At 60.1% G+C, this 25,747-nt stretch carries 28 protein-coding genes; 16 read left to right on the forward strand and 12 right to left on the reverse strand.

Going from position 1 to position 25,747, the window contains the following annotated elements; translation table 11 throughout:
* Positions 1-62 precede the first annotated feature (62 nt).
* From AC1RAC_RS24610 to AC1RAC_RS24635, 6 genes are all read left to right on the forward strand, one after another.
* Entirely contained in the window at positions 63-941 is an 879-nt protein-coding gene (locus tag AC1RAC_RS24610; RefSeq protein ID WP_019819278.1) for an amino acid ABC transporter permease, read from the forward strand.
* Positions 942-965: 24 nt separating this feature from the next.
* A complete protein-coding gene (locus AC1RAC_RS24615) occupies positions 966-1,730 on the forward strand; it encodes an amino acid ABC transporter ATP-binding protein (protein WP_003193648.1) in 765 nt (254 codons plus the stop codon).
* A gap of 25 nt (positions 1,731-1,755) precedes the next feature.
* Entirely contained in the window at positions 1,756-2,577 is an 822-nt protein-coding gene (locus tag AC1RAC_RS24620; protein ID WP_054918280.1) for an ABC transporter substrate-binding protein, read from the forward strand.
* 163 nt (positions 2,578-2,740) lie between these two features.
* A complete protein-coding gene (locus AC1RAC_RS24625; RefSeq protein ID WP_054896734.1) occupies positions 2,741-3,910 on the forward strand; it encodes an MFS transporter in 1,170 nt (389 codons plus the stop codon).
* 54 nt (positions 3,911-3,964) lie between these two features.
* Positions 3,965-4,915: a hypothetical protein gene (locus tag AC1RAC_RS24630; RefSeq protein WP_057975147.1), complete on the forward strand. Its 951-nt coding sequence runs from the start codon at positions 3,965-3,967 to the stop codon at positions 4,913-4,915.
* A 90-nt stretch (positions 4,916-5,005) separates the two neighbouring features.
* Entirely contained in the window at positions 5,006-5,386 is a 381-nt protein-coding gene (locus AC1RAC_RS24635; protein ID WP_252949997.1) for a helix-turn-helix domain-containing protein, read from the forward strand.
* A gap of 110 nt (positions 5,387-5,496) precedes the next feature.
* On the opposite strand, the gene AC1RAC_RS24640 is transcribed toward AC1RAC_RS24635, so the two are convergent.
* The 3 genes from AC1RAC_RS24640 to AC1RAC_RS24650 form a co-directional block, all read right to left on the reverse strand.
* Positions 5,497-7,032: an amidase family protein gene (locus tag AC1RAC_RS24640; protein WP_229999917.1), complete on the reverse strand. Its 1,536-nt coding sequence runs from the start codon at positions 7,030-7,032 to the stop codon at positions 5,497-5,499.
* Between the two features lie 144 nt (positions 7,033-7,176).
* Complete coding sequence (locus AC1RAC_RS24645; protein WP_233098120.1) at positions 7,177-7,713, reverse strand: hypothetical protein; 537 nt, start codon at positions 7,711-7,713, stop codon at positions 7,177-7,179.
* 266 nt (positions 7,714-7,979) lie between these two features.
* Positions 7,980-9,038, reverse strand: coding sequence for an MBL fold metallo-hydrolase (locus AC1RAC_RS24650; protein WP_057975146.1), 1,059 nt, complete (start codon positions 9,036-9,038; stop codon positions 7,980-7,982).
* A gap of 122 nt (positions 9,039-9,160) precedes the next feature.
* Here AC1RAC_RS24650 and AC1RAC_RS24655 point away from each other — a divergent pair, with 122 nt between their 5' ends.
* The gene (locus AC1RAC_RS24655; protein WP_034128571.1) at positions 9,161-9,787 is read left to right on the forward strand and encodes a TetR/AcrR family transcriptional regulator; all 627 of its coding nucleotides are present in this window, start codon (positions 9,161-9,163) and stop codon (positions 9,785-9,787) included.
* A 326-nt stretch (positions 9,788-10,113) separates the two neighbouring features.
* Positions 10,114-11,433, forward strand: coding sequence for a methyl-accepting chemotaxis protein (locus AC1RAC_RS24660; protein WP_089042450.1), 1,320 nt, complete (start codon positions 10,114-10,116; stop codon positions 11,431-11,433).
* Between the two features lie 25 nt (positions 11,434-11,458).
* Here AC1RAC_RS24660 and AC1RAC_RS24665 read toward each other — a convergent pair whose 3' ends face one another.
* Positions 11,459-12,343, reverse strand: a complete 885-nt coding sequence (locus AC1RAC_RS24665) for a LysR family transcriptional regulator (protein WP_054896730.1) — start codon at positions 12,341-12,343, stop codon at positions 11,459-11,461.
* 79 nt (positions 12,344-12,422) lie between these two features.
* On the opposite strand from AC1RAC_RS24665, the gene AC1RAC_RS24670 reads away from it, so the two are divergent.
* Positions 12,423-13,130 carry a CTP synthase C-terminal region-related (seleno)protein gene (locus AC1RAC_RS24670; protein WP_492617060.1) on the forward strand — a complete coding sequence of 236 codons (708 nt, stop codon included), beginning with the start codon at positions 12,423-12,425 and terminating at the stop codon, positions 13,128-13,130.
* Positions 13,127-13,447, forward strand: a complete 321-nt coding sequence (locus tag AC1RAC_RS24675) for an antibiotic biosynthesis monooxygenase family protein (RefSeq protein ID WP_054918277.1) — start codon at positions 13,127-13,129, stop codon at positions 13,445-13,447. The genes AC1RAC_RS24670 and AC1RAC_RS24675 overlap by 4 nt, the downstream gene beginning before the upstream one ends.
* A gap of 130 nt (positions 13,448-13,577) precedes the next feature.
* Here the strand turns inward: AC1RAC_RS24675 and AC1RAC_RS24680 are convergent, their stop codons facing one another.
* Positions 13,578-13,901 carry a DUF2025 family protein gene (locus tag AC1RAC_RS24680; RefSeq protein WP_014719621.1) on the reverse strand — a complete coding sequence of 108 codons (324 nt, stop codon included), beginning with the start codon at positions 13,899-13,901 and terminating at the stop codon, positions 13,578-13,580.
* Between the two features lie 232 nt (positions 13,902-14,133).
* On the opposite strand from AC1RAC_RS24680, the gene AC1RAC_RS24685 reads away from it, so the two are divergent.
* The 3 genes from AC1RAC_RS24685 to AC1RAC_RS24695 all read left to right on the forward strand — a co-directional run bounded on the left by AC1RAC_RS24685 (position 14,134) and on the right by AC1RAC_RS24695 (position 16,826).
* Entirely contained in the window at positions 14,134-15,261 is a 1,128-nt protein-coding gene (locus AC1RAC_RS24685) for a glycerophosphodiester phosphodiesterase (protein WP_034128488.1), read from the forward strand.
* A 94-nt stretch (positions 15,262-15,355) separates the two neighbouring features.
* On the forward strand, positions 15,356-15,661 hold the full coding sequence (locus AC1RAC_RS24690) for a PepSY domain-containing protein (protein WP_034128489.1): 306 nt from the start codon (positions 15,356-15,358) through the stop codon (positions 15,659-15,661).
* A gap of 145 nt (positions 15,662-15,806) precedes the next feature.
* Entirely contained in the window at positions 15,807-16,826 is a 1,020-nt protein-coding gene (locus AC1RAC_RS24695) for a transporter (protein ID WP_054896728.1), read from the forward strand.
* 118 nt (positions 16,827-16,944) lie between these two features.
* Here the strand turns inward: AC1RAC_RS24695 and AC1RAC_RS24700 are convergent, their stop codons facing one another.
* The 3 genes from AC1RAC_RS24700 to AC1RAC_RS24710 are packed head-to-tail and all read right to left on the reverse strand — an operon-like array spanning position 16,945 to position 19,609.
* Positions 16,945-17,919, reverse strand: coding sequence for a 5-oxoprolinase subunit C family protein (locus AC1RAC_RS24700; protein WP_054918276.1), 975 nt, complete (start codon positions 17,917-17,919; stop codon positions 16,945-16,947).
* Positions 17,916-18,794, reverse strand: coding sequence for a 5-oxoprolinase subunit B family protein (locus tag AC1RAC_RS24705; RefSeq protein ID WP_054896726.1), 879 nt, complete (start codon positions 18,792-18,794; stop codon positions 17,916-17,918). Before AC1RAC_RS24705 ends, AC1RAC_RS24700 begins: the two co-directional genes overlap by 4 nt.
* A gap of 56 nt (positions 18,795-18,850) precedes the next feature.
* Positions 18,851-19,609: a 5-oxoprolinase subunit PxpA gene (locus AC1RAC_RS24710; protein ID WP_054896725.1), complete on the reverse strand. Its 759-nt coding sequence runs from the start codon at positions 19,607-19,609 to the stop codon at positions 18,851-18,853.
* Between the two features lie 249 nt (positions 19,610-19,858).
* On the opposite strand from AC1RAC_RS24710, the gene AC1RAC_RS24715 reads away from it, so the two are divergent.
* Positions 19,859-20,776: a LysR family transcriptional regulator gene (locus AC1RAC_RS24715; protein WP_054896724.1), complete on the forward strand. Its 918-nt coding sequence runs from the start codon at positions 19,859-19,861 to the stop codon at positions 20,774-20,776.
* On the opposite strand, the gene AC1RAC_RS24720 is transcribed toward AC1RAC_RS24715, so the two are convergent.
* On the reverse strand, positions 20,773-21,669 hold the full coding sequence (locus tag AC1RAC_RS24720; RefSeq protein WP_054896723.1) for a LysR family transcriptional regulator: 897 nt from the start codon (positions 21,667-21,669) through the stop codon (positions 20,773-20,775). The genes AC1RAC_RS24715 and AC1RAC_RS24720 overlap by 4 nt on opposite strands.
* Before the next feature lie 106 nt (positions 21,670-21,775).
* On the opposite strand from AC1RAC_RS24720, the gene AC1RAC_RS24725 reads away from it, so the two are divergent.
* Positions 21,776-22,534 carry an SDR family NAD(P)-dependent oxidoreductase gene (locus AC1RAC_RS24725; RefSeq protein ID WP_054896722.1) on the forward strand — a complete coding sequence of 253 codons (759 nt, stop codon included), beginning with the start codon at positions 21,776-21,778 and terminating at the stop codon, positions 22,532-22,534.
* Between the two features lie 11 nt (positions 22,535-22,545).
* Here AC1RAC_RS24725 and AC1RAC_RS24730 read toward each other — a convergent pair whose 3' ends face one another.
* Positions 22,546-22,983, reverse strand: coding sequence for a multidrug/biocide efflux PACE transporter (locus AC1RAC_RS24730; protein WP_054896721.1), 438 nt, complete (start codon positions 22,981-22,983; stop codon positions 22,546-22,548).
* Between the two features lie 88 nt (positions 22,984-23,071).
* On the opposite strand from AC1RAC_RS24730, the gene AC1RAC_RS24735 reads away from it, so the two are divergent.
* On the forward strand, positions 23,072-23,926 hold the full coding sequence (locus AC1RAC_RS24735) for a LysR family transcriptional regulator (protein WP_034128498.1): 855 nt from the start codon (positions 23,072-23,074) through the stop codon (positions 23,924-23,926).
* 112 nt (positions 23,927-24,038) lie between these two features.
* Here the strand turns inward: AC1RAC_RS24735 and AC1RAC_RS24740 are convergent, their stop codons facing one another.
* Both AC1RAC_RS24740 and AC1RAC_RS24745 read right to left on the reverse strand, forming a co-directional pair.
* A complete protein-coding gene (locus AC1RAC_RS24740; protein WP_057975140.1) occupies positions 24,039-25,262 on the reverse strand; it encodes an RNA polymerase sigma factor in 1,224 nt (407 codons plus the stop codon).
* On the reverse strand, positions 25,259-25,735 hold the full coding sequence (locus tag AC1RAC_RS24745; protein WP_072448473.1) for an SRPBCC family protein: 477 nt from the start codon (positions 25,733-25,735) through the stop codon (positions 25,259-25,261). The genes AC1RAC_RS24740 and AC1RAC_RS24745 overlap by 4 nt, the downstream gene beginning before the upstream one ends.
* Positions 25,736-25,747: the final 12 nt, after the last annotated feature.

Genomic DNA, 25,747 nt, shown 5'->3' on the forward strand with positions numbered 1-25,747 from the left:
CGGCGTTCCCACGCGGAGCGTGGGAACGATCACGCATCAAGAATAAATTTTGGAGTAGCAGCATGAACCAAACCCCGGCCGAGCGCTTGGAAGCCGAGCGCAAGTTGTCCGAAAACCAGTTCGATATCACCCAGTACGAGCACGTGCCGCGGCGCTATTACGGGCGGATGTTTTTTGCCACCCTGATCGTGATTGTGTTGGCGGCGCTGTTGCGCGCGTTTGCCAATGGCCAGATCGAATGGTCCTACATTGGCCAGTTCCTTACGTCGCAAGCCATCCTCTGGGGCCTGGTGAACACCATCGTCATGTCGATCCTGGCGATGGCATTGGGCGTAGTGATCGGAGTGATCACGGCGATCATGCGCATGTCGGCCAACCCGATCCTGCGTTACGTGGCCATCACCTACACCTGGTTGTTTCGCGGTACACCGCTGATTTTGCAGCTGCTGTTATGGTTCAACCTGGCGTTGATCTTCCCGGTGATCGCGATTCCGGGCCTGTTCAGCATCGACACCGTCGACCTGATGACGCCCTTCGTGGCCGCCCTGCTCGGCTTGAGCATCAACCAGGGCGCCTATACCGCTGAAGTGGTGCGTGCCGGCTTGCTGTCGGTGGACACCGGCCAATACGAGGCGGCCAAGTCCATCGGCATGCCGAGCCTGCAGGCGCTGCGCAGGATCATTCTGCCGCAGGCGATGCGCGTGATCATCCCGCCCGTAGGCAACGAGTTCATCAGCATGGTGAAAATGACCAGCCTGGCCAGTGTCATCCAGTACTCGGAGCTGTTGCACAACGCGCAAAACATCTACTACGCCAACGCCCGGGTGATGGAGCTGCTGATTGTGGCGGGCATCTGGTACCTAGCGGTGGTGACTGTTCTTTCATTCGGTCAAAGCCGCCTCGAGCGTCGTTTTGCCCGCGGCGCCGGCAAGCGTTCGTAAGCCTGGGTTGAGGAGATTTGCCCCATGAGAAGCATCGTCAAGGCTGTCAACCTGAACAAGTATTACGACCAGTATCACGCCCTGCGTGACATCAATATAGAGGTCGAGCAAGGCGAGGTGATGTGCATCATCGGCCCGTCCGGCTCGGGCAAAAGTACCCTGCTGCGTTGCGTCAATCAGCTGGAAAAGATCGACAAGGGCGGCCTGTGGGTCGATGGCGAATTGGTTGGTTATCGAGTGGTCGGCAACAAGCTGCACGAGATGAACGAAGCGCAGATCGCCCGCCAGCGCCTGGCCACCGGCATGGTGTTCCAGCGGTTCAATTTGTTCCCGCACATGACTGTGTTGCAAAACATCATCGAAGGCCCGTGCCAGGTGCTCAAGCGCTCGCCCAAGGAAGCCATCGAAGATGCGCTGGAACTGCTGGCCCGCGTTGGCCTGGCGGACAAGCGCAATGCCTACCCGGTGGAGTTGTCCGGCGGCCAGCAACAGCGTGTGGCAATTGCCCGGGCCTTGGCGATGCGCCCCAAGTTGATGCTGTTTGACGAACCCACCTCAGCCCTCGACCCGGAGCTGGTAGGCGAAGTGCTGTCGGTGATGCGCGATTTGGCCACCACCGGCATGACCATGATCGTGGTCACCCATGAATTGGGCTTCGCTCGCGAAGTGTCCAACCGCATGGTGTTTATGGACGCCGGCCAGATTGTGGAAGCCGGCAGCCCGGAAGACATTCTAATAAGCCCACAAAACCCGCGTACCCAAAGCTTTATTTCTGCCGTTCGCACTTAACTAAAAAACTAACGAGAACGCCCCTATGAAGAAGATATTTATCCCTACCTTGCTTGCAGGCCTGATGGCCTCCTCGTGTGTATTCGCGGCCTTGCCGCAAGCCATCAAGGACAAGGGTGAGATCAGCGCGGCCATCGTGCCGAACTACCCGCCGATGGACTTCAAGGACCCGGCCACCAACAAACTCACCGGTTTTGATTTCGACCTGGGCAACGCCCTGGCCGAGCGACTGGGCGTGAAGATCAAATGGCAGGAAACCGGCTTCGAACAAATGCTCAGCGGCCTGACCACCAAGCGCGTCGACATTGTGCTGTCAGGCATGACCGACACCGCCGAGCGCCAGAAAGCCGTGACCTTCATCGACTACTTCACCAGCGGCCCGCAGCTCTACACTTTGGCCAAGCGCGAAGAGATCAAGGAATTGACCGACCTGTGCGGTAAAAAAGTCGGCACCAGCCGCCGCACCACCTGGCCGTCTGAAATTACCGCCTGGAGCAAGGCAAACTGCGAAGCGGCGGGTAAGCCGGCAATCGTGGTGATCGGCACCGAAGGCTCGGCAGATGCCCGGGCGCAGTTGCAGCAGAACCGCCTGGATGCGGCGATGCAGGGCAGCGAGACCATTCCTTATTTGATGTCGCTGGACAAAGGCAAGTACAAGCCGGTGGGCCTGGCGATTTCCAAGCAATTCACCGGGCTTGGGATTGAGAAGAGCAATACCGAGTTGGTCACGGCGATCAGTGAGGCATTGCAGGGCATGATTGATGACGGGACTTACGGCAAGATCTTGAAAAAGTGGGATCTGGAACAAGGTGCGGTAAAAAAAATCACCATCAACTCTGGCCAATAACGCCATCGAATGTGGGAGCTGGCTTGCCTGCGATAACGGTGGGTCAGCTAAAACAATGTTGGCTGTTACTCCGCTATCGCAGGCAAGCCAGCTCCCACACTCAATCTGCGTTCGCTGGTGATCTGAGTCGTGTAGGTAAGAATCACAAGGAGCCCACCCCACCGTGGCCACCTACTCCCTGGTAATCCGTCGCCTGATGATCTGCTCGGTGACCATCGTGGTCAGCCGTGCCATGACCAGCCCGTTGCTGGCCCTCTGGCTGAGCACACGCCTGGGCCTCAACCAGCAGGACATCGGCCTGCTGATGGGGGTCGCCGTGTTCATCGCCACGCTCCTGGGTTTGTACGGCGGCTACATCATCGACCGTCTGGAAAAGCGCAAGCTGTTGATCCTGGCCATGCTCTCCAGCTCCATCGGTTTTTTGTTGCTGACCTTTGCCAGCAACCTCTACCTCACCACGCTGACCCTTGTTGTGACTGAAGCCGCGTCGGCGCTGTTCCTGATCGGCTCCAAGGCGATCATCAGCGAAAACCTGCCGGTGGGTGAGCGCGCCAAGGTGTTTTCCCTGCGCTACACCCTGACCAATGTCGGCTATGCCACGGGCCCGATGTTGGGCGTAGTGATTGCCGGCCAATTGCCGTGGGCACCGTTTTTGATCGCCAGCGCCATTGCCTTTGGCAGCTTGTTCCTGATGATCGGCATTGCGCCGACCCAGCGCGACGACAGTCATAAGCCTCAGAGTTTCCTCAGCACCCTGCGCATCTTGCGCAGCGACCGCACGCTGATCCTCTTCACCAGCGGCAGCCTGTTGAGCACCATCGTCCATGGGCGCTACACCCTTTATCTGTCGCAGTTTTTGCTGGTGGCCTACACACCCGACCAGGCACTGAAAATTCTGTCTGCGGTGCTCGCCTGCAACGCCATCACCGTGATTTTGATGCAGTACCAAATCGGCCGATTTCTCAAGCGCGAGCAACTGCGCCATTGGATCGTGCTGGGCACCCTGCTGTTTATTGCCGGGTTGGTCGGCTTCAGCCAGGCGCACAGTCTGCTGACCTGGTGCCTGGCAATGTTCGTGTTCACCCTGGGCGAGATGATCATCTACCCCTCGGAGTTTCTGTTTATCGACACCATCGCACCGGATGCACTACGGGGCAGTTATTACGGCGCACAGAACCTGGCCGCGTTTGGCGGGGCCATGAGCCCGGTGATTTGTGGCTATCTGCTGATCAATGCGGCGCCCACCAGCATGTTCTTTGCCCTGGCCGCACTCACGGCCATGGGTGGCACCCTGTGTTTCTTGAGCGGGCGACGCGTGGCAGGTTCTTGCTGATATTTACGCAAGATCCGGCTATTAATAGCCAAACCTCTGACGGACCCGAGCCCCATGAAATTCGACACGGCCTACAGCTTGAGTCTCGGCGACAAGCTGTCGATCTACGACGTGCGAGATCTGAATTTCGATGAAACTACCGCCTTCGATTCCGACAAGGACAGCTTCCTGTGCCCCAACGACGCCTGCCGTGCGGCGTTCGATAGCGCCAATGCGTTGAGTACCTTCAACGCCAAGAACGTCAACTACCAGCGCACGCCGCACTTCAAGAACAAACCCGGCACGCGGCATATCGACGGCTGCCGCTATGCCGGCAGCCATAAACCTGCGACGGGTGAAAATGACGACGAGCGTGAGGAAAATTTCCCATCGGAATTTGTGCTGACGCGGCGACTGTACGAGCTTAGAACGCCGGTAGTCGGCACCGCTGGGAGCGTCCTGCAGGAGCCGACGAAAGTGCCCGCAAACCGCGCTACCACCTCTTCTGGCAGCAATGACTCGATCCCGGACAAAACCAGCGTATTCGCACACCCGGTGGAGTGCTACGTGTCCAACATCGATGACAAGGACAAGCTCAAGGCCATGCCCTTGAAGATCGGTGAGCACACGGCGACCTACTGGGCATTCTTCAAGAAGATCGAATACCTGCAAGACAACCAGGGTTTGATTTACTGGGGCAAGATCAAGACCATCAAGGACTACACCAGCAGCTTTCGCATCGACTTCGAAAAGAAGGTGTGGCTCGACAAGAAGCCCTATTCGGTAAATGTCTACCTGAGCAAAAAGCTTATCGAAAACTACCGCAAGCGCACGGCATTCCTGGAACAGATCAAGGCGGCGGCCAGCAGCGAACGGCCGCTGTATTGCTTTTTCTACGGGGTCACGCCGCAGCTTGTGCAGGTGCCCAGCCAGAAAAAACCCGAGCAGACGTTCGGGGTATTCAGCGCCAGGATCGAAAACCTGGATCACCTGATTATTCGCGAGGCGCCGGGGCTGGAATCATAAGGGGTTGCAACGCCAATGGATGAGCGGTAGAAACAACTGTACAAAAACACAGTATAGTTGCGCCTCCCCTGTCGAACCTGGAGAAACCCCATGTCCTCTCTGGCAATGAGTTCTTTCGTAGAACAACAGATCGTCTTGCATCAATTCACCACCAAACACTGCGCGCAGGCGCGCGTGATGCTGGGCTGGAGCCGCGAAGAGCTGGCTCGCCAGGCTGGCGTGGCGGTGCAAGCAATTGAGAAACTGGAAGGCCACGGCGACGTGGACGATGAAACTCGTTTGATCCTGGCGTTTCGCCTGGAGGCCGAAGGGCTGGTATTTTTCCCGGGGTTCGCGCCGGGGTGGGGGATGAGTGCGCGGCGGTTTGATACCGCCGCAGCGCAAACTTCTGCGCAAGGCCTCATTTCCCGGTTGATGGGTTCAACCACCGCAACCATTGACTCACAAACGCCTCAACCCAATGGTGCGTAGAGCCCAGGTGTTTCTCCGGGCGCTTCAATAGTTTCAAATGCACCCGTGGCGGTCGATTGAACCCTGGCACAACCTCTGCGAGGCAGCCGTCTGCAGAGGCTGATTCAAACTCAAGTGTCAGTAGTCTCAACCACGTCCTCTGTACTGGCAGGTGTCGGTGTGAAGGGAGCACCTGGGAGAAAAGCCGGTTTTTGAATGGCCTGTGAGGCTTGTTCATAACCATAGGCGACTGACAGCAAGGTCGCTTCACTGTTGGCGGAGCCATACACGTAAAGTGCCGTGGGCATGCCATCTTCATCCATGCCTGACGGAACGGATATGCCTGGGTACCCGGCCGCAGCGCTGAAAAAATAATTGTGGGACTGGAAGTTCGACACCATGGCGTCGAGCTTGTGCTCCTTCATGGGGTCATCAATGGTGTTCTGAAATATAGGAAGAATGGCTTTCCACAGCGCATCGCGATCTTCCTGGTTGGTCTGCACCCCATTGATCATTTCCAGCAGTTTCTGGTCAGGCTCACCAGGTTTCTGGGTGCGGTTGATAAAAGCAATCAGCTCAGAGAGTGATTTGACCGGCAAACCTTCTCGCCCAGCCAGGTAGCCTTCCAGCGCTTGCTTGACCTCCGAGAAAAGCGCGTTGTTATAATCGACATAGGTTTGTTCGGGGACGCCAGCATCCAACCGCGCCATCGGCACCAGAATCGCCCCTTGGGCCTTCATCACGTCGAGCGCCGCCTCATAATGCTTGCGGTCTGCTCGCTTGGCCGGGTCCTTGGCCTCCTCAGCGGACAACTCGGGTAAAGGGGTATAGCCAATTCGCTTGTCCTTCAAGGCGTCGGACTGCAGGCCCTTGGTGTAGGCAGTGGTCTCGGTCATTGCGTTAAGCGCTTCGGCCGCATCACAGATATTGCGGGTAAAAGTCCCCACCGCGTCCATGCGAGTGCTGGTCATGACGCCTTCGGTACTGACCAGGCCCGTCGTTGTTTTCAGGCCAAACACACCGTTGTAGGCGGCGGGGCTGATGATCGATCCGTTGGTTTCCAACCCCAGTGCCACAGGCACATGCCCTTGGGCGACCGCCACTGCCGAACCTGAACTCGACCCAGCCACCGGCCCTCCGAGTCGATGAGGGTTCAGCGTCTGGCCACCTCGGGAGCTCCAGCCATCCACAGGTAATAGTGACCGAAAGTTGGACAGCTCACTCATATTGGTTTTCCCCACAATCACCACCCCGTGCTTCAACAAATTGTCGACAACCTTGGCGGTTTTAGTGGCCGGCGCGCCCACCAAGGCCTTCGAACCTGCACTGGTCTGCATGCGGTCGTTGGTTTCGAAGACATCCTTCAGCGCTATCGGCACGCCATGCAAGTGCTTGAGTACGCGGCCATTGGCACGTTCCTGGTCGCGGGCCTTCGCCTCCCTCATAGCATCCGGGTTGGTTTCCAAAAACGCATTGCCGCCCTGTAGCCCACGATCAATATTGGCAATCTGCTTGAGCGAGTCCCTCAACAGTGACTCTGAGGTAACGCCGCCACCTTGGCCCATCTCCAATGACATCTGGCAGGCACTCTTGAAACCTTGCACAGGGTTTGCAAGTTCCTGAAGCAGGCCTGTCGCCCATCCACTTACCGAAACTGGTCCGATCATGAAATTCCCCTCTGTCTAACTGGATGTGAGCGTTATCGGTCGATAACACCGCACCAGTCTAAGAGCCGACACCCCATCACTATTTCGGGCGAATCCTGCTGCTGCGTCCTACTCTTCCCAGCCCGACGTAGTCTTCAATAACGTCTATGGCCGTAGCTGGCGGTAAGCGCGTACCAGTGCCGCCAAACGATCACCTGCCCAGCGTGCACCGTAAAACCAGACTCTGGAGCCATCCTCCAGGGTTTCACACACCGTGGGGTACCCGCTTTTCGAGGCGTTATGAAAGGCGGCTTCTGGATCCTCCGACACCAAGGCATCCAGGCGAAGGCCTGCCACCCGCTCATCGATTTCACGACAGGCCTGCTGATTGTCGCCGCTGCGCTGCATGTCCACCGCTACCCATTGGACACCGGCCCTGCGCAGGGTGTCGAAGACTCGGTGCAAGGCCTCACTGTGTTCGACCCGTTCAACGTGATTGCCCTGCACATAGCGCTCGACATACCCGACCCGATAGCCCGTCAACGCCCGCGTGGCGGTGAACGTGGTGTTATTCAACACGAGCGGTACCTCTACCATCACCGGTTCGGTAGGGTCCTCGCCGCTGAGGGCGACAAGTGATAGCGCGGGGTCACGCACCGGCCGTAGATGGGGCGCCAGGGCGTTATACCCTGGGATGAGCATGGCGCCCGCAGCCTGTTCGGTGCCAAAGACAATAGAGGTGGGTGCAGCATGGGGGGGTGAAGCGGGTACGTCGGCGGCGTTCATTGGCGGGGGTAGCGGTTGGGCTGGGGCACAAGGCACCCCTATTTTCCAAAGCTTCTTACAGTGGCTGTCCATCGAAACATCCTCCCGGAAATAAAATTCCCGCGGGATCATCGCACTCTCATTTGACCTTTGTCGCAGAGCAGAAATTCGCTGAAAAACTCTTTTCCAAGCGGGCCATCGGCTCAGCTTGCTGCGTGTTCGTTGACCGGTTGAGGCTCCACTTCCAGCCACCAGGCTTGCCCGCGCTCAGGCTGGTTCAAGCGAAAAGCCTGACCCATCGCCGGAGTGGTGATCGAGATATTGCGCTCCCAGGCCAGGGCCATGATGCGGTCGAAGGGCTCATGCCAGGCGTGGAAGGCCAGATCGAAGGTGCCGTTGTGAATCGGCAGAAGCCAGCGCCCTTTCAGATCGATATGCGCCTGCAGCGTTTGCTCCGGCTGCATGTGCACATGGGGCCAATCGACATTGTAAGCGCCGGTTTCCATCAGGGTCAGGTCGAACGGCCCGTACTGCTCGCCGATGCGTTTGAAACCGTCGAAATAGCCAGTGTCGCCACTGAAAAATATACGTCGCGTAGCGTCGATCATTACCCATGAGCACCACAGGGTCTGGTTGCCATCAAACAGGCCGCGCCCTGAAAAGTGCTGAGCCGGCGTGCAGACAAAACGAACGCCATCGACTTCGATGCCCTGCCACCACTCCAGCTGGCGCACTTTGCTGGCGTCTACGCCCCATTTGACCAGCGTGTCACCCACGCCCAGGGGCGCCAGGAAGTAGCGGGTCTTTTCGGCCAATTGGACTACCGCTTTGCGGTCGAGATGGTCGTAATGATTATGGGAAAGGATCACCGCTTCCAGCGCTGGCAGCTCATCAACACTGATAGGCGGCTGATGAAAACGCTTGGGGCCGGCCCAACTGAACGGCGAGGCGCGTTCGGCAAACACCGGGTCGGTGACCCAGAATTTACCACGCAGTTTCAGCAGCACGGTTGAATGGCCGAGGCGATACACGCTGTGATCAGGGGCGGCCAATAACTGCTCGCGGGTCAGTGGCTGTACCGGAATCTGCCCCACCGGCCGTGTCGTGCGCGGCTTGTTGAATAGCATGTTCCAGAAAATGCGCAGGGTCTTGCCCAAGCCACCGTGCTGCACCGGAGTGTCGTTGCTGAAGTGCCCCAGGCCCTGCTCGGCAGGCTTGGGCGCCGAGGGCGCCGGGTCGAGACGGGTTGAAATAGTGGCCATGACGATTTGACTCCGGCGGTCCGCTCAAGTATTACACTGCACAGTGTAGTTTCTAGATTGCAACAAAATCCGGAGCAAGTAAACTGCCCGGTGTAATTTCATTGTTGAGTCGAATGCCTTCCATGACTGCCCCCAAACGCCTCACCGAGCGTAAACGCGAAGCCATCGTGGCTGCGGCGATTGCCGAATTTCGCGAGAACGGCTTCGAGGTCACCAGCATGGACAAAATCGCCGCAACTGCTGGCGTTTCCAAGCGCACGGTGTACAACCATTTCCCCAGCAAGGAAGAACTGTTCGCCGAGATCCTCCACCAACTATGGGCCAGCAGCGTTGCCCAGCTGGACGTGATCTATACGAGCGACCGTCCGCTGCGCGACCAACTGCGCACGTTGCTGGAAGCGAAAATGCAGATGATGTCGGACGCCAACTTCCTCGACCTGGCACGCGTAGCCATTGCTGCCACCATTCATTCGCCGGAACGCGCTCAAGACATGGTCAACCGCCTCAGCGCACGAGAAGAAGGCTTTACCCAATGGGTGCGCGCCGCCCAGGAAGACGGCCGCCTCACCTGCACCGACCCGGGGTTCGCCGCCCACCAGATCCAAAGCCTGCTCAAGGCCTTTGCATTCTGGCCGCAGATTACCCTCGGCCAGCCCACCCTCGACCCTGCCGCCCAGGCAGGTGTTATCGAATCAGCCATCGACCTGTTCCTGGCCGGCTACGAAGTCAGCACTCCGCCCTCATACTAAGGCGCGTTATTGCAGAGCGTTTTGGCGTATTCCGCCCGTTGCGTGGCCGCCCATCCGGCCTGAGTTGTCTGATGACACCTCGTCTGAAACTTCATTCGCCGGCTTGCCGCAATAGCATAATGCCGCCATTGGTCGCCTGGTCAAAATAGTCCTGCCTGACGGGCGAACTTCCAGGTCGGTTGATCACTCTGACACCGTTGTTCTACCCCCCTCTGTCAGCATCAGGAAGCTGGCAATGAGCAAGTCAACCGTAAGGCCAGGGGCCCTACGGGGTCAGGCGCAAATATAAGGACCCCGCATACGCTTGCATGCCCGAGCCCTCCATCATGCTATTCAACGCTCACAAGAAAACCATCAGTACCCTGCAACACAGCCTCGCCCAACAGACCAGCCTGCTGGACGCCATCGAGCGCTCCATGGCCGTGATCGAATTCGACCTGCAAGGCACCGTGCTGCGCGCCAATGACAACTTCTTCAAGACCATGGGCTACCGCGCCGAACAGATCCTGGGCCAGCCCCATCGGATGTTCTGTACCCCGGCGTTCGCCCGCAGCGCGGACTACAACCAGCTGTGGACGCACTTGCGCAACGGCCAATTCCAGTCGGGCACTTTTGAACGAGTAGGTGCCAACGGCGCCTCGGTGTGGCTGGAAGCCAGCTATAACCCGGTACGGGATGAAGCGGGGAATGTGATCAAAGTGGTGAAATACGCCATGGACGTCACCCCGCGCCTGCAAGCCGAAAGCGAAGCCAACGCCAAGCTCGAAGCCATCGACCGCGCCATGGCGATGATTGAGTTCAACCTCGACGGCACCATCATCACCGCCAACGGCAATTTCCTGCAGCGCATGGGCTACAGCCTGGCGCAGATTCAGGGCAAGCATCACCGCCTGTTTTGCACGCCCGAGCTGGCCAACAGTGCGGCCTACAGCGAGTTCTGGAAGCGCTTGAACCAGGGCGAACTGTTCAATGGCCAGTTCGAGCGGGTGGACAAACACGGCCAGGTCGTGTGGCTGGAAGCCAACTACAATCCGGTGTACGACGCCAGCGGGCGCCTGTGCAAAGTGGTGAAGTTCGCCTCGGATGTCACCGCCCGCGTGCTACAGCATGCCGCTGACGCACAGAGCGCCGCCCAGGCTTACCACCTGTCGTTGAACACCCAGGAGATGGCGGAAAAAGGCGCCGAGGTGATTCAGAAAACCGCCAGCGGCATGCGCGAAATTGCCGTGGATATCGACACCTCTTCGCAACTGATCGCCAAACTCGGCGAACGCTCGCAACAGATCACCGCCATCGTCAATACCATTCGCGGCATTGCTGACCAGACCAACCTGCTCGCCCTCAACGCCGCCATTGAAGCCGCCCGCGCCGGCGAGCAGGGCCGTGGCTTTGCCGTGGTGGCCGATGAAGTGCGGCAACTGGCGGCGCGTACCAGCGGCTCCACCGCCGAAATCTCCGGCATGATCGCCATGATCCAGGACGAAACCCGCCAAGCCATCGACAGCATGGACGCCACCCGCGACCGCGCCGCCCAGGGTGTGGAACTGGCCAACCAGGCCGGCACGGTGATCCTGCAGATTCGCGAAGGCACCGGCGAAGCAGTACAAGCGGTAAGTGCGTTTGCCAATGAGCGGGGCAATCGCTGAGCCATTGGCGCTGGCTGTCTGCAGGTTAACTTCGCAGCCAGCGCACATGCCGCCCCAGTTCATCAAATAGCGTCACCACCGAGCGTAACGCCCGGCAATCAGGCCGCGTCAACAACCACAGCGCCGTATCGTGCCCTGCCAGCGCAGGGCCCAGCGGTTGCAGGCCATCGCCCATCAGAAACTCCGGCAGCGCCGCCACGCCCAACCCCGCGCGCACTAATTCGGTCACCGACTGCATGCTGTTGCACCGATAACGGGGACGCACGCCCGGCAAATGCTCACGGCGCCAGATGACGGTGGGGTGATCGGGTAAAAAATCGTCCGGCGCGATCCAGGCCAGGTCGGCCCACTCATGGTCTGGGTGCAGGCGCGCATAGTCGGCACTGGCACACACCTGATAGGTCACCGCCCCCAGGCAACGTCCGACAAGATGCGCTGGCGGCGTCTTGGTCAGGCGCAGGGCGATATCCGCATCGCGGCGGCTGAGGTTGGCGAAGTCATTGGAGGTGCTCAGTTCCAGGGTCAACGCCGGGTAGGCCGGCATGAACTGCGCGAGGGCCGGCAACAGCAAACCTTGCAACACCGAGTCGGTGCAGGTCAGGCGCACGGTACCGCTGATCACTTCACCGCCCTGCTCCACGCCAATACGCGCCGCCTCCAGCGCCTGCTCGGCACGCTCGGCCTGTTGGGCCAGGTTGCTCGCCAGGCTGGTGGGCAAATAACCGGCACGGCTTTTTTCAAACAGGGTCTGGCCCAGCGCCGCCTCCAGCCGCCGCACCGCACGGAACACCGTGGATACATCGACCCGCAGCAGCGCCGCCGCCCGCGCCAGGGTACCGCCGCGCACCAGGGCCAGGATCAACGACAGGTCGGCGTAGTCGATTTGATAGTGCGTGACTGCATTGAACATATGGGCAAACGCCAATATTGATTGCGTGAGCGCCAATCTATAGTGGGTATCACCCCACCACAAGTCATGGACGTACATGATGCCAACCCCCGCGCTGCACCTTGCCCTGATCGGTGATTACAACCCCGATGTGACCGCCCACCAGGCCATTCCCATGGCCCTGCAACAGGCCGCCGACGTTCTGGGCCTGAACGTCCAAGTGCAATGGCTGGCCACCGACACCCTCACCTCCACTTCTGCCCTGAGCGACTTCGACGGTTTCTGGTGCGTGCCCGGCAGCCCCTATCGCGATGTCGACGGCGCCTTACGGGCGATACGTTTTGCCCGCGAACAAGGTCGCCCTTTCCTCGGTACCTGCGGCGGTTTTCAACATGCCGTGCTGGAATATGCCCGCCATGTGCTCGGCTGGGCCGATGCCCAGCACGGCGAATTAATGCCGGATGCTGAACGCGCTGTCATCACGCCGCTGAACTGCTCCCTGGTGGAGGTGAGCGACACCGTACGCCTGGCCCCGTACACGCGCATTGCCCAGGCCTACGGCCGCCTGGACATCCACGAGGGTTACCGTTGCCGCTACGGCATCAACCCCGCCTTTGCCGACGCCCTGCTGGACGCCAACCTGATTCCCACCGGCCACGATTCGGCGGGCGATCTGCGCGCGGTGGAACTGCTCGACCACCCGTTCTTCGTCGCCACCCTGTTCCAGCCCGAACGCGCCGCACTCAAGGGCATCACGCCGCCGCTGGCGATTGCGCTGCTCGAGGCCTGCCAGGAGGTATCGGTATGATCGCCAAGACACCCGCCCCACCTTATTACGCGGTAATTTTCAGCTCGCTGCGCACCGGCGCCGACCTGGGTTATGGCGAGGCCGCCACACGCATGCTGGAACTGGCCAGGCAACAACCGGGGTTCCTTGGGGTGGAATCGGCGCGGGAGGATGGACTGGGGATTACCGTGTCCTACTGGGCCAGTGAGGCGGCGATACTGGCCTGGAAACAGCAGGCCGAGCATCGGCAGGTGCGCGAGCAAGGGCGGGCCACCTGGTATGAGGCGTTTCACACACGGGTATGCAAGGTAGAGCGGGCCTACACCTTCTCCACTTGAATCACCGAACCCGGTGGGAGCTGGCTTGCCGGCGATGCAGACACCTCGGTGATGCAGTGAAACCGCAGTGATACTATCGCAGGCAAGCCAGCTCCCACATTTGCTCGTCATCGTTAGCAATCGCGGACGCTCAGCTCACCAAACTACGCAACGCGCTGATCTGCGGGATCTCTACCCGGCGCATATACACACGCAGCGGCTCGGTGATGTTGATGCGTTCGTCGATATTCTGGTCGAGCAACAACTGCAGGCGCGCTCGGCACAGGGTCATGGTGTGGTCGGCGGCCGGCAGCCAGACGAACTCGGCCGTGGGGATGATGCCGTCATCGGCCACGTCCATGCCGAATGAGTCTTCGCTGAAACGTACGATGTACTGGCCGGTCTTGCGGTTGAGGCCGACAAATCCCTGGAGTTGGTCGGCGGCCTGGCAGATAAGCTCTGAAGTGATGCGCATGGTAAACCTCACTGAAAAGTCCCACAGGGACTGGAAAGATGGTTTACACGCGTGGCAGAAAATACCGCCCTCTGACGGGGCAGCTACCCGTAAGAATACTGCAACGCCCTGCAAAAAAGTCGACAAAATTGGCCGGTGCGCACGTTAATGTCGGTTTGGTGATAGCGCCGTTCGCAATCAATTGTTAAAAAGGACACCTTCTCAAAGTTACCTCCACGAAAGGACTTCGCATATGCCTGTCACGTTTTCCAAAAGCGCCTTGCTGCTGGCGTTGATGCTCGGCCTTGGCCAGGCACAGGCTGCCGAACCGGTCAGCCCGGCCGAATTGGCGACAAACGAAGGCATCCCCTATCCTGCCGTGATCGCTCACCGTGGCGCTTCCTACGACGCACCTGAATCCACCGCCGCTGCCTACAAGGTTGCACGCGACCTGGGCGCCGACTACCTGGAACTGGACTTGCAACGCAGCAAGGACGGCGTACTGTTCGCCCTGCACGACAACAACCTGCAGCGCACCACCGACGTCGCCACCAAGTTCCCCGAGCGCAAAGACGCGCCTGCCAACGAGTTCACCTGGAAAGAACTGCAAACCCTCGACGCCGGCAGCTGGTTCAACGCCGCCTACCCGGACCGCGCGCGCCCTGGTTTCGTTGGCCTGAAAATCCTGAGCCTGGACGACATCATCAAGATCGCCGAAGGCAACCCCTCGCACAAACCCGGCCTGTACATCGAGACCAAGGAGCCCAAGCAGTTCCCCGGTATCGAAGCCGACCTGAAAAACAAGCTGCTCGACAAAGGCTGGCTGAGCTCCGCCGGCTCCAAGCTGGGCAAGAGCAACACCGGTGTCGGCCAAGGCAAGGGCCGCGTGGTGCTGCAAACCTTCGAAACCGCCAGCCTCAAAGAGCTGCAGAAAGAAATGCCCAACACCCCGAAAATCCTGCTGTTGTGGGTGGGTGAAGGCAGCATCGAGCCCAAATCCAAAGTGACCTTCGCCGAGTCTGGCGAAGCCACCAAGGCCGCCTACTACGCCAAGCAAGAGCCCAAAGACGCCGCCGAATTCGAAAAGTGGGTCGATGAGGCCAAAAGCCTCGGCGCCATCGGAACCGGCCCGTCGGCTGAGCTGACCGACCACGGCGACCAGAGCTACACCGACCTGGTGAAGCCGGAAATGAACAAGCTGACCCACGACAAGGGCCTGCTGGTGCATGTGTATACCGTGGATGAGCCGGTGGACTTCGAGAAGGTCATGAAGGCCGGCGTCGATGGCATCTTTACCAACCGCGCCGCCGAGCTGTTGAAGTTCTACAAGCGCTGGCCGTCGTCCAGCGTGCAGGACCTGCTCAACGACCATAAGTACTAAAAGCGTTGGTGTCAGTGAGCCATTAAGGCTGAGTTAAGTTGCGCTGGTTAATCTGGCGCCACTTAAACAGCTCAACCTAAGAAGGACATACACCATGAAAACCTTGACTGCCCTGTTCGCTGCTACTGCCCTGACTTTGACCGCCGGCCTGGCCCAGGCTGATGTTCGTCCGGACCAGATTCCCAGCCTGCTCAAGACCGGTGAAGTGATGGCGTTCGAAAAGCTCAACGCCGCCGCCGTCGCCCAACATGCCGGCGCTACCATCAACGATACCGAGTTGGATCACGAAGCTGGCAAGCTGGTCTACGAAGTGGACCTGACCGACACTACCGGCAAGAAATGGGATGTGAAGCTCGACGCCAAGACCGGTGCCGTGCTGGAAAACAAGCAAGACACCTGAGTTGAACCTTGAAAAAACGCGCCACCTTCGGGTGGCGCGTTTTTTTATGCGTGCCTCAAACCGTCACATAACCGTCATACCGCCTTGCAATGATTCGCTCAGGAACCTGTGAAACGTCCTACAGGCCCTTTCTCTGCGAGTCGCCATGAACCACAGCATCGACCACGGCCATCAGGATTCCGATCTGTTTGGCCTGCTTTACGGTTTTCGTTTTCGCCCCGGCGAGAAAGGCCAGCAAATTGATTCCGCCACCGCCCTCGCCGCCTTGCAGCAACCGCCAGACCCGGACGAATTCCTGTGGCTGCACCTGAACCTGGCGCACGCCGCCTGCGAGCGCTGGATGCAGGCGCATCTGTCATTGCCAGAAGAGTTTTTTGAAGCCTTGCATGAAGGCTCACGCTCCACGCGCATCGAGCATGTGGACTCGGCCTTATTGGCCGTGGTCAACGATGTGGTGTTCAACTTCAGCAGCATGGTGTCGTCGGATATTTCCACGCTGTGGGTGTGCGCGCGCAGCCGCTTGCTGGTGAGCGCACGCCTGCAGCCGTTGCACTCGGTGGATAAATTGCGCTCGTCGGTGAAGGCCGGCGAACACTTTCGCTCCCCCTTGGAGCTGTTGGTGCACCTGCTGCGCGACCAGGGCGAAGTGCTGACGCAGATCGTGCGCAAGACCAGCATCAGCGTTGACCAAATCGAGGATCAGCTGTTGTCTTCGCGCCTGTCCACCAACCGTGCCGAACTGGGCGCCGCCCGCCGCGTGCTGGTGCGCCTGCAACGCCTGCTGGCTTTGGAGCCGGGCTCGCTGCTGCGCCTGCTCAATCGCCCGCCGCAATGGCTGCAAAAGGAAGACGTGAAGGAATTGCGCAAATCTACCGAAGAGTTTGCGCTGATCATCAACGACCTGACCGCCCTGGGCGAACGCATCAAACTGTTGCAGGAAGAGATCGCCGCCAACCTCAATGAACAGAGCAACCGCACATTGTTTACCCTCACAGTGGTGACGGTGCTGGCGCTGCCGATCAACATCATTGCCGGTTTTTTTGGCATGAATGTGGGTGGGGTGCCCCTGTCCCAAGACCCGGAAGGCTTCTGGATACTGGTGGCCTTGGTCGCAACCTTCACCCTGATCGCTGGGCGGTGGGCATTCCGCAAATTTTCAAATTGAAATAAGCCCCTGCTGTGGGAGCTGGCTTGCCTGCGATTGCGGTGTATCAGCCAAGACAATGCAAGCTGACCCACCGCTATCGCAGGCAAGCCAGCTCCCACAGGGGTTAAGCGTATGTTCAGTGATTGAAGAGTCCCGTCATCGCTCTGAGCCGCTTCTTGTACAACCGCCGCGCCTCCAAAGCCTCCTCCAGACTCACCGCCACAAACCCCGCTCGCTGGTTGGGCTGCATTTGCCCGATCAAGTCCAGGTCGGCGCTGATCACCGTGCCAATCATCGCGTAGCCACCGCCCGACACCGCATCGCGGTGCAGCACAATCGGCTCCAGCCCCGCCGGTACTTGAATCGAGCCAATCGGGTAGCAACTGTCCACGATGTTGGAAGGATCGGAGCCGGCGCCAAACGGCTGTTCCCGCGGCTGGAAGCTCAACGCGCTGCCGCCCTTGAAGCGATAGCCAATGCGATCGGCCTCGGAGCCGACCGTCCACGGCTCGGCAAAAAAGCTGCTTTTGGCCTCCAAGCTCAAGCGTTCGTAATACAGCCCCGGCACCACCCGCAACGTCACATCGCCGCCGACCGAACGCCGCAACGCCATCGGCAAGCTGTTGCCCGCACGCCCGGTACCGCTGGCGCTACCGATCGGCAATTGATCGCCCTCCTGCAAGCGTCGGCCATTAAACCCGCCGAGGGCGCCGAGGGTGTAGGTGGAGCGGCTGCCGAGCACCAACGGCACGTCGATACCGCCGGCGACGGCGAGGTAGGTGCGTGCGCCGGCCTTGGGAAACTCGAACCGCAGCACCTGCCCGGCGCGTACGGCAAAGGCGGTGTCCTGATGCACCACTTCACCGTCCAGGCGCGGCGACATCAAGGCGCCGCTCAAGGCCACCAGCGCGTCCTGCTGGAACTCCAGCGCCGGCCCGATCAGCGTGCATTCCAGGCCCGCCGCGCCCACGGGATTGCCCACCAGGTGGTTGGCCGCACTCAACGCGTATTGGTCCAGCGCCCCCGATGGTGGGATGCCTAAATGGTAATAACCTTCGCGGCCCAGGTCCTGCACGGAGGTGGCGAGGCCGGGTTTGAGGACCTTGATCATGCCAGCGCCTCCTGCAGGGTTTTCGGATAGCCGATGGGGTCGGCGAGAAAGGCATCCAGGGAAAACTCCACCGGGCGAATGCGCAAGTCGAAACGCCCGGCGTCCACCTCGGCGACCGCCAGGTCATATGCCTCGCGGTCCATCGGCTTGAACTGCACGATATCGCCAGGGCGGAAGAACACCATGTGCTCCTTGAGGTACGCCAACTGCTGCGCCGGGTCGTAGATCGGTGCCGGGGTAACGCCGAACATCTGATAACCGCCCGCCCCTCGCACTGAGTAGATACAGCCAAAGCAACCGCCATGGCCCAGGGTCAGTTTCGGTGTGTCGGTGCGTGGCCGCAGGTATTTGGGCACCTGCAATTGCCGCTCGCGTTCGACCATCTGGAACATGAACGGCAAGCCCGCGACAAAGCCGACCATCGACACAAACCACGGCGCGCCACTGTGGGCGGCGATGAACGCGTCCACGTCGGCCAGGCCATTGATGCGTGCCGCGTATTCCAGGTCTGTGCCGCTGGGGTCTTGGTGGCGGTCACGAAAACGCATCAGGGTTTCGTGGGTCCAGGGGTCGTTATAGAGCACTGGGATTTCGATGATGCGCGTGCGCAAGGTGCGTTCGGCCACGGCCTGGGCTTCGGCGCTTTGCACGGCGTCGAGCAGCGCGTGAGGGGCGATGCGGTCAGGGTCGAAGCGAATCTGGAAGGATGCATTGGCCAGGCACACATCCAGTACGCCTTCCAGTGCCAGGCGCTCCACGGCGCGGGTCACCGCCATGCCCTTGAAAAAAGCCTCCAGGGACATGCTGTCGCTGACCTCGGCAAACAGATGTTCATCACCGCCGAAGCTATAGCGGATGGGGGACGTTTCAGCCATGTCTGTTCCTCTTGGAATCTTTGTAGAAAGGCAGGCAAAAAAGTAAGGGTTGGATCTTATCGGGGTGTTCTGACGTCGATACCCGCCTGGTCCAAGGCTTCACGGGTAGCCTCCACCAGATCCAGGGCGCCAGGGGTGTCGCTGTGCAGGCAGATGGAATCGAATTCGATCGCAAGGTCTTCGCCTTCGACGGTACGTACCAGGCCGGCCTGACACGCACGCAAGACCCGGGCGGCCACTGTGGCTGGGGCCAGCGCCCGCACATTGCGGGTAAACACGATGGAGCCGCTCAGGTCGTATTCACGGTCGGCATAGAACTCGCGCACCACCGGCTGCCCCAGTTCCTTGGCGATGCGCCAGATCACTGAGTTGGGCATGCAGTACAGCATCAGCGTGGGCTCAATGATTTGCAGGTTCTGCACCAACAGCCGGGCGGCCTCTTCATCACGGGCCAGGTGCATGTAAAGCGCGCCGTGAGGCTTGATATGTTGCAGGGTCACGCCTTGGGCACGAGCCATTTCACGCAGGGCACCGAGCTGGTAGAGCATGTCGTCCACCAGTTCCTGGGCCGGTGCGTTGATATGCCGGCGACCGAAACCCACCAGGTCACGAAAGCCTGGGTGCGCGCCGATGGCCACACCCAGTTGCTTGGCGCGCTCGACGGTGCGGCGCATGGTGCCCGGATCGCCAGCGTGAAAGCCGGTGGCGATATTGGCCGAGCTGATATAGCCCATCAGCTCTGCGTCGACGCCGTCGCCGATGGTCCAGGGGCCAAAGCTTTCGCCCATGTCTGAATTGAAATCCACTGCCTGCATCAGGGTCGCTCCGCCAAAGGTGATGCCCGCAAAGTAGGCCGGGGCTTGACCCCTTGGGAAGATCTATTATCAGATGGCCCATCTTCTGAAAATCAGATAGCTTTTTATCCTCGACCCCAGATCGTTCCCACGCTCTGCGTGGGAATGCAGCCATGGACGCTTTGCGTCCGCACTTGAGACCGTGACGCGGAGCGCCACAAGAGGCATTCCCACGCAGAGCGTGGGATCGATCAATAAGCAGAGTGCGATATGTCTTTAACCTTGCGCCAGGTTCGCTATTTCGTCGCCACTGCGGAAATCGGCCAGATTTCCCAGGCAGCAATTCATCTGAATATTTCCCAATCGGCGGTGACCACAGCGATCAAGGAGCTGGAAGCCATGCTCGGCGTGCAGTTGTTCGTGCGCTCGGCCCAAGGCATGAACCTCACCGATGCCGGGCGGCATTTTCTCAACCGTGCCTATGTGATTGTGCGCAGCGTGGAAGATGCCCTCAACAGCCCGTTGCCGGACTACCGCGCCAGCGGCGTGCTGCGGGTGGCGGCCAGCTACACCGTGCTGGGTTATTTCCTGCCGCACCATTTACAGCGCATGGAGCATTGGCATCCGGACGTGACCATCGAGGTGTTCGAACAGGAGCGCCAGGCCATCGAACAGGGCCTGCTCGACGGCCAGTTCGACATGGCTGTGGTGCTCACTGCCAACCTCACCCACACGGATATCGTCTCGGAAATTCTGTTCAACTCCGAGCGCCGCCTGTGGCTGCCCAGCCATCACCCATTGTGCGAACGCGGTGCCGTGAGCCTGGCCGACGTGGCCCAAGAACCCTACATTTTGCTCACCGTCGACGAAGCCGAACACAGCGCCATGCGCTACTGGGAACAGGCCGGGCAAACGCCCAAGGTGCGGCTGCGCACCAGCTCAGTGGAGGCGGTGCGCAGCATGGTTGCCAACGGCAGCGGCGTGGCGATCCTGTCAGACCTGGTACACCGGCCCTGGTCCCTGGAAGGCAAACGCATCGAAACCCTGACCGTGACCGACCCGGTCACCCCCATGAGCGTCGGCCTGGCCTGGCACCGCGAGCGCGCGTTTACCCCAGCGATGCAAGCGTTCCGGGATTACTTCCACGACGCGTTTCTGGCGCCCCAGCAGTTGTCGGCACGCCGTTAAAGATGAGCTTGCAGGGTGGCGGTCAACCAGTCCATGAACACCCGCACTCGCAACGGCAGATGCCGCTGGCCGGCGTACAGCAACGACACATCCAAGGGCGGCGCTTGGTAGTCGGGCAGCACCGCCACCAACTCGCCGCTGGCCAATAAGTCGCGTATCCCGAGCTGCGGCACCTGGGTGATGCCAAACCCGCCCAGGCACGCCGATTGATAGGCGTCGGTGCTGTTGACCGTCACCCGGCCTGCCATCGGCAGCCGCTGCACCTTGTTGCCCACCATGTATTCGAACCCGGCCGAGCGTGCGCCCAGCGGCCGCACATAATGCACCAACTGGTGATGCGCCAGGTCTGCCAGGGTTTCGGGCACGCCATACCGTTGCAGGTACGCCGCGCTCGCGCAGTTGACCATCGGCATGCTGCACACCCGCCGCGCTACCACGGTTTGATCGGGCTGGGCGCCGACGCGCACCACGCAATCAAAACCTTCGGCGATCATGTCCACCTGGCGGTCCGAACCGCTGATCTCCATGTCGATCAGAGGATGGCGCGCCATGAACGTGGGCAAGTTCGGCAAGATCAAGCCCCGCGCCATGACGTTGGGCATGTCCACCCGTATGCGCCCGGCCAATTGGGTTTCGTCCTGACGGAACAAACCTTCCAGCTCTTCCATATGCGCCAGCAGATCCTTGCTGCGCTCATACAACACACGACCATCCTGGGTCGCCTGCACCTTGCGCGTGGTGCGTTGCAACAGCCGTGCGCCGAGCAACTCCTCCAACGCCTGCACATGCTCGGAGACCGTAGAGCGCGGCAAGCCCAGACTTTGACCGGCCTGGGTAAAGCTCGACAACTCAGTAACGCGTACGAAGGTGCGCAGCAACTCAAGCTTGTTCATTAGATTGTTCGCCTTATCCGGCCAGTGATTCCGATATCAGCCTGTTTATCACGTTATGGCCGGACAAATACACTCAGTCCCACTCACCCCATTCGAGGACTGCACCATGACCCGTAAAATCGCACTCATCACTGGCGCCAGCCGTGGCCTGGGTAAAAGCGCCGCCCTGCACCTGGCTGCGCAGGGCATCGACATCATCGGCACTTACCACAGCGCAGCGGCTGAAGCCCAAGCCGTGGTTGCCCAGGTAGAGGCCTTGGGCGGTCGCGCCGCCATGCTGCAACTGGACGTCAGCCAGAGCGCAACCTTCGATGCATTCGTTGGCCAGATCGGCACCCTGCTCAAGGATGTGTTCGCCCAGGAACATTTCAACTTCCTGATCAACAACGCCGGGGTTGGCACCTACGCAAGCTTTGCCGAAACCACCGAAGCCCAGTTCGACCAGTTGGTGGCGATCCATGTGAAGGCACCGTTTTTCCTCACGCAAAAACTGTTGCCGCTGATCAGCGATGGCGGGCGCATTATCAATGTCTCCAGCGGCCTGGCGCGCTTCAGCCTGCCGGGTTATGCCGCTTACGCGTCCATGAAAGGCGCGGTGGAAGTCTTGTCGCGCTACCAGGCTAAAGAGCTGGGCCCACGGGGTATTACCGTGAACACCCTGGCACCGGGCGCGATTGCCACTGACTTCGGCGGCGGCGCGGTACGCGATAACACCGATGTGAATGCGATGGTTGCCAATAACACCGCCCTGGGCCGCGCTGGCTTGCCGGACGATATTGGCGGGGCGATTTCGACCTTGCTGGCCGATGGCAGTCATTGGATCACCGGCCAGCGGATCGAGGCATCGGGCGGGATGTTCCTATGAGCGACGCACGCCTACGGGGTAACTGGGGTTTTACCGGCGAATTTCTCACGCAGCACGTCATAACCCCAGTGGTACACGTAGGTGTACGGCAGGAAGAACAGCAACACGCCAATGTCGAGGATGAAGGCTTCCAGCAGGCTGATCTTCATCAAGGCGGCAATCAACGGCACTGCCAAGAGAATCAGGCCGCCTTCAAACAACAGCGCGTGCAGCACACGGGTCCAACCACCGTTGGCCAGTTGCAGGCGGGTTTTAAGGCGGTCGAACAGGCTGTTGAACACCACGTTCCAGCTCAGTGCCAACAGGCTGATGCCCAGGGTCACTGCGCCCATTTCCAGCGCCGGCCGGCCGGTGATCCACACCAACAGCGGCGTGCAAATCAATAAGGCCAGCCCTTCGAAACCAAGGGCTTGAAACACGCGTTCAGTAAAGGATTTGGTAGGGGTCATGACCCGGCTCCGTGAGTGACGATGGTTGCCATGATCAGGCTTTGTATCGATACTTCATAACCAATAACCATCGATCAAGGCGATAGTCATGGCCTCCCATGAAGTGCTTCAGGCGTTTGTCCAGGCTGCCACCCAAGGCTCGTTTTCCGCGGCGGCGCGCAAGCTGGGCAAAAGCCAGTCCACCGTGAGCGCGGCAGTGGCCAGCCTTGAGATTGACCTGAACGTGGTGCTGTTTGACCGCAGCAGCCGCAAGCCGACCCTCACGCCGGCGGGGCAAGTGTTGCTGCAAAGGGCTGAGCAAGTGCTGGAAGCCAGTAGCCGCCTGGAGCTGGCAGCCAGTCAGTTATCGCAAGGCCTGGAGCCGAAGTTGAGTCTCGCCATGTCCGATACTTACCAATCCGATCGATTCGAGGTCGCCCTCACGGCCTTCGAGCAACGCTACCCGGACCTTGAGCTGGAATGCCTGATCGCGGAATGCGAAGACTTGATCGCACTGGTGCAAAGTGGCCGGGCGCAGATCGCGTTTATCGAGAAACAAGAAGCCTACCCGCCGGACCTTTCCTTCTCCACGGTGGAGGAGCGCACGGAGATCGCGCTGTTTGTCTCGCCTGGACACCCATTGGCGACCCTGGACAAGGTTCACCCGCACACCTTGCAACAACACCGGGAGTTGCGTTTGGCGAGCATCATCAGCCCCAATGAAAACCGCGGTACGCAGCGAGTATGGTCGGCGCCGAGTTACCTGATGCTGATGGAGATGGCACAACTGGGGTTTGGCTGGGCACCGATTCCACGCTGGCTGGTGGAGCGCTTTGGCGGCAACCAGTTGGTTGAACTCAAGGTGCGCAGTTGGCCGCGTTCGGTGGCGGTGGATGCGCTGTGGTCCCGGCACCAGCCGCCGGGGCCTGCGGGGAGCTGGTTGCTGGGCAAGATGCTGGAATGAGCCTGTAGGAGCGAGCTTGCTCGCGAAGAACGTCAACGATAACGCGTGCTTCCTGAAGAAACGTGGCGTCTGTGAGTTTTTCGCGAGCAAGCTCGCTCCTACATTTGGATCGTCACTGCCTGGAGGAATTGAGTTCGGCGAGACGCCGCGTGATGAAGCGTTTTTCTGGCGCCTGTTGCGTCAGCGACAGCGCTTTTTCGTACGCGCTGCGGGCTTCGTCAAACCGCCCCAACTGCCGGCAAAACTCCCCACGCGCCGAATGCGCCAAGTGGTAGTCCTGCAACTCACCGCGCTGCAAAAGATTGTCTACCAGCACCAACCCCGCCAACGGCCCCTGCTCCATCGCCACCGCTACCGCACGGTTCAACTCGATCACCGGCGACGGCACAGACCTGAGCAATACATCGTAGAGCCCGACAATCTGCCGCCAATCGGTTTCCCCTGCGCTGGGCGCCTCGGCGTGCACGGCGGCAATCGCAGCCTGCAAGCAATACGGCCCGAAGCGTGGCGTCATCAGCGCCTGCTCCACCAATGCGCAGCCTTCAGCGATCAAGGCCCTGTCCCAAAGCGTACGATCCTGAGCGTCCAACAGCACCAGTTCGCCGCTGGCAGAAGTGCGGGCAGGCCGACGCGACTCGTGCAGCAACATTAACGCCAGCAAGCCCATGACTTCCGGCTCGGGCAGCAACTCCAGCAGCAAACGCCCCAGGCGAATGGCCTCCAAGGTCAGGTCCTCACGGGTGAGGTCGGCACCCGCTGACGCCGAATAGCCCTCGTTGAACACCAGGTAAATCACCCGCAGCACACTGTCCAATCGTTCGGGCAATTCGGCGCGGGACGGCACTTGATACGGAATTTTCGCCTCACGGATCTTGCCCTTGGCGCGCACGATGCGTTGGGCAATGGTGGTGGGCGTGGCAAGAAAAGCGTGAGCGATGGCCTCGGTGCTCAGGTCGCAGATCTCGCGCAAGGTCAGCGCAACCTGGGCATTGGCTGCCAACGCTGGGTGGCAGCAAGTGAACATCAGGCGCAGGCGGTCGTCTTCCACGTCTTCATCACTCCAAGGCGCGACCTCCAACGCCTCGGCCTGCTCTTCCAATAACGGGGTAAAACGCGACTGCCGACGCAGGCGGTCGATGGCTTTGAAGCGACCGGTGGACACCAGCCACGCCCGTGGATTATCCGGCACGCCATCCTCGGGCCAGCGCTGCAGGGCGACAAAAAATGCTTCGTGCAGCGCCTCCTCGGCCAAGTCGAAATCACCCAGCACACGAATCAACGTCGCGAGCACGCGGCGTGATTCGCGGCGGTAAATAGCGTCGATCTGCTGGGTCAATCGACCATGTCCTCGGTCACCAACTTCACCAGGCGGTCCAGGCTCTGGCCCCAGCCGTCATGAAAGCCCATGGCTTCGTGGACCTGCTTGTCCTCGGCACTCCAGTGCATGGCGCGGGCGGTATAGAGCGTCTTTTCGCCGACCTCCTCAAAGGTGACTTCGGCGCTCATGAACGGCTTGCCCGAAGGCACCCAACCCGGCATGAACGCGTCGGTAAACACCAGGCGGTTGGGCGCATCGATTTCCAGGAACACGCCCTGGGTCGGGAACTCGCTGCCATCGGGCGCACGCATCAAGGTGCGGAACAAGCCGCCGACCCACAGGTTCATCTCGCATTCAGGGGTGGTCATGCCGTGGGGGCCCCACCATTGTTGCAGCAGGGTTGGCTCAGTCCAGGCGCGAAACACCCGGCGGCGCGGCGCATCGATCAAGCGGCTGATGGACAGTTCAAATTGGGCGGGTTGAGTGTTCACGGGAAACCTCCT

Source organism: Pseudomonas sp. GW823-FHT02F05, from assembly GCF_058797315.1.

Coding starts and splice junctions, on each gene's coding strand:
- AC1RAC_RS24610 (WP_019819278.1), top strand. CDS start 63: ATGAACCAAACCCCGGCCGAGCGCTTGGAAGCCGAGCGCAAGTTGTCC.
- AC1RAC_RS24615 (WP_003193648.1), top strand. CDS start 966: ATGAGAAGCATCGTCAAGGCTGTCAACCTGAACAAGTATTACGACCAG.
- AC1RAC_RS24620 (WP_054918280.1), top strand. CDS start 1,756: ATGAAGAAGATATTTATCCCTACCTTGCTTGCAGGCCTGATGGCCTCC.
- AC1RAC_RS24630 (WP_057975147.1), top strand. CDS start 3,965: ATGAAATTCGACACGGCCTACAGCTTGAGTCTCGGCGACAAGCTGTCG.
- AC1RAC_RS24635 (WP_252949997.1), top strand. CDS start 5,006: ATGTCCTCTCTGGCAATGAGTTCTTTCGTAGAACAACAGATCGTCTTG.
- AC1RAC_RS24640 (WP_229999917.1), bottom strand. CDS start 7,032: ATGATCGGACCAGTTTCGGTAAGTGGATGGGCGACAGGCCTGCTTCAG.
- AC1RAC_RS24645 (WP_233098120.1), bottom strand. CDS start 7,713: ATGCTCATCCCAGGGTATAACGCCCTGGCGCCCCATCTACGGCCGGTG.
- AC1RAC_RS24650 (WP_057975146.1), bottom strand. CDS start 9,038: ATGGCCACTATTTCAACCCGTCTCGACCCGGCGCCCTCGGCGCCCAAG.
- AC1RAC_RS24655 (WP_034128571.1), top strand. CDS start 9,161: ATGACTGCCCCCAAACGCCTCACCGAGCGTAAACGCGAAGCCATCGTG.
- AC1RAC_RS24660 (WP_089042450.1), top strand. CDS start 10,114: ATGCTATTCAACGCTCACAAGAAAACCATCAGTACCCTGCAACACAGC.
- AC1RAC_RS24665 (WP_054896730.1), bottom strand. CDS start 12,343: ATGTTCAATGCAGTCACGCACTATCAAATCGACTACGCCGACCTGTCG.
- AC1RAC_RS24670 (WP_492617060.1), top strand. CDS start 12,423: ATGCCAACCCCCGCGCTGCACCTTGCCCTGATCGGTGATTACAACCCC.
- AC1RAC_RS24675 (WP_054918277.1), top strand. CDS start 13,127: ATGATCGCCAAGACACCCGCCCCACCTTATTACGCGGTAATTTTCAGC.
- AC1RAC_RS24680 (WP_014719621.1), bottom strand. CDS start 13,901: ATGCGCATCACTTCAGAGCTTATCTGCCAGGCCGCCGACCAACTCCAG.
- AC1RAC_RS24685 (WP_034128488.1), top strand. CDS start 14,134: ATGCCTGTCACGTTTTCCAAAAGCGCCTTGCTGCTGGCGTTGATGCTC.
- AC1RAC_RS24690 (WP_034128489.1), top strand. CDS start 15,356: ATGAAAACCTTGACTGCCCTGTTCGCTGCTACTGCCCTGACTTTGACC.
- AC1RAC_RS24695 (WP_054896728.1), top strand. CDS start 15,807: ATGAACCACAGCATCGACCACGGCCATCAGGATTCCGATCTGTTTGGC.
- AC1RAC_RS24700 (WP_054918276.1), bottom strand. CDS start 17,919: ATGATCAAGGTCCTCAAACCCGGCCTCGCCACCTCCGTGCAGGACCTG.
- AC1RAC_RS24705 (WP_054896726.1), bottom strand. CDS start 18,794: ATGGCTGAAACGTCCCCCATCCGCTATAGCTTCGGCGGTGATGAACAT.
- AC1RAC_RS24710 (WP_054896725.1), bottom strand. CDS start 19,609: ATGCAGGCAGTGGATTTCAATTCAGACATGGGCGAAAGCTTTGGCCCC.
- AC1RAC_RS24715 (WP_054896724.1), top strand. CDS start 19,859: ATGTCTTTAACCTTGCGCCAGGTTCGCTATTTCGTCGCCACTGCGGAA.
- AC1RAC_RS24720 (WP_054896723.1), bottom strand. CDS start 21,669: ATGAACAAGCTTGAGTTGCTGCGCACCTTCGTACGCGTTACTGAGTTG.
- AC1RAC_RS24725 (WP_054896722.1), top strand. CDS start 21,776: ATGACCCGTAAAATCGCACTCATCACTGGCGCCAGCCGTGGCCTGGGT.
- AC1RAC_RS24730 (WP_054896721.1), bottom strand. CDS start 22,983: ATGACCCCTACCAAATCCTTTACTGAACGCGTGTTTCAAGCCCTTGGT.
- AC1RAC_RS24735 (WP_034128498.1), top strand. CDS start 23,072: ATGGCCTCCCATGAAGTGCTTCAGGCGTTTGTCCAGGCTGCCACCCAA.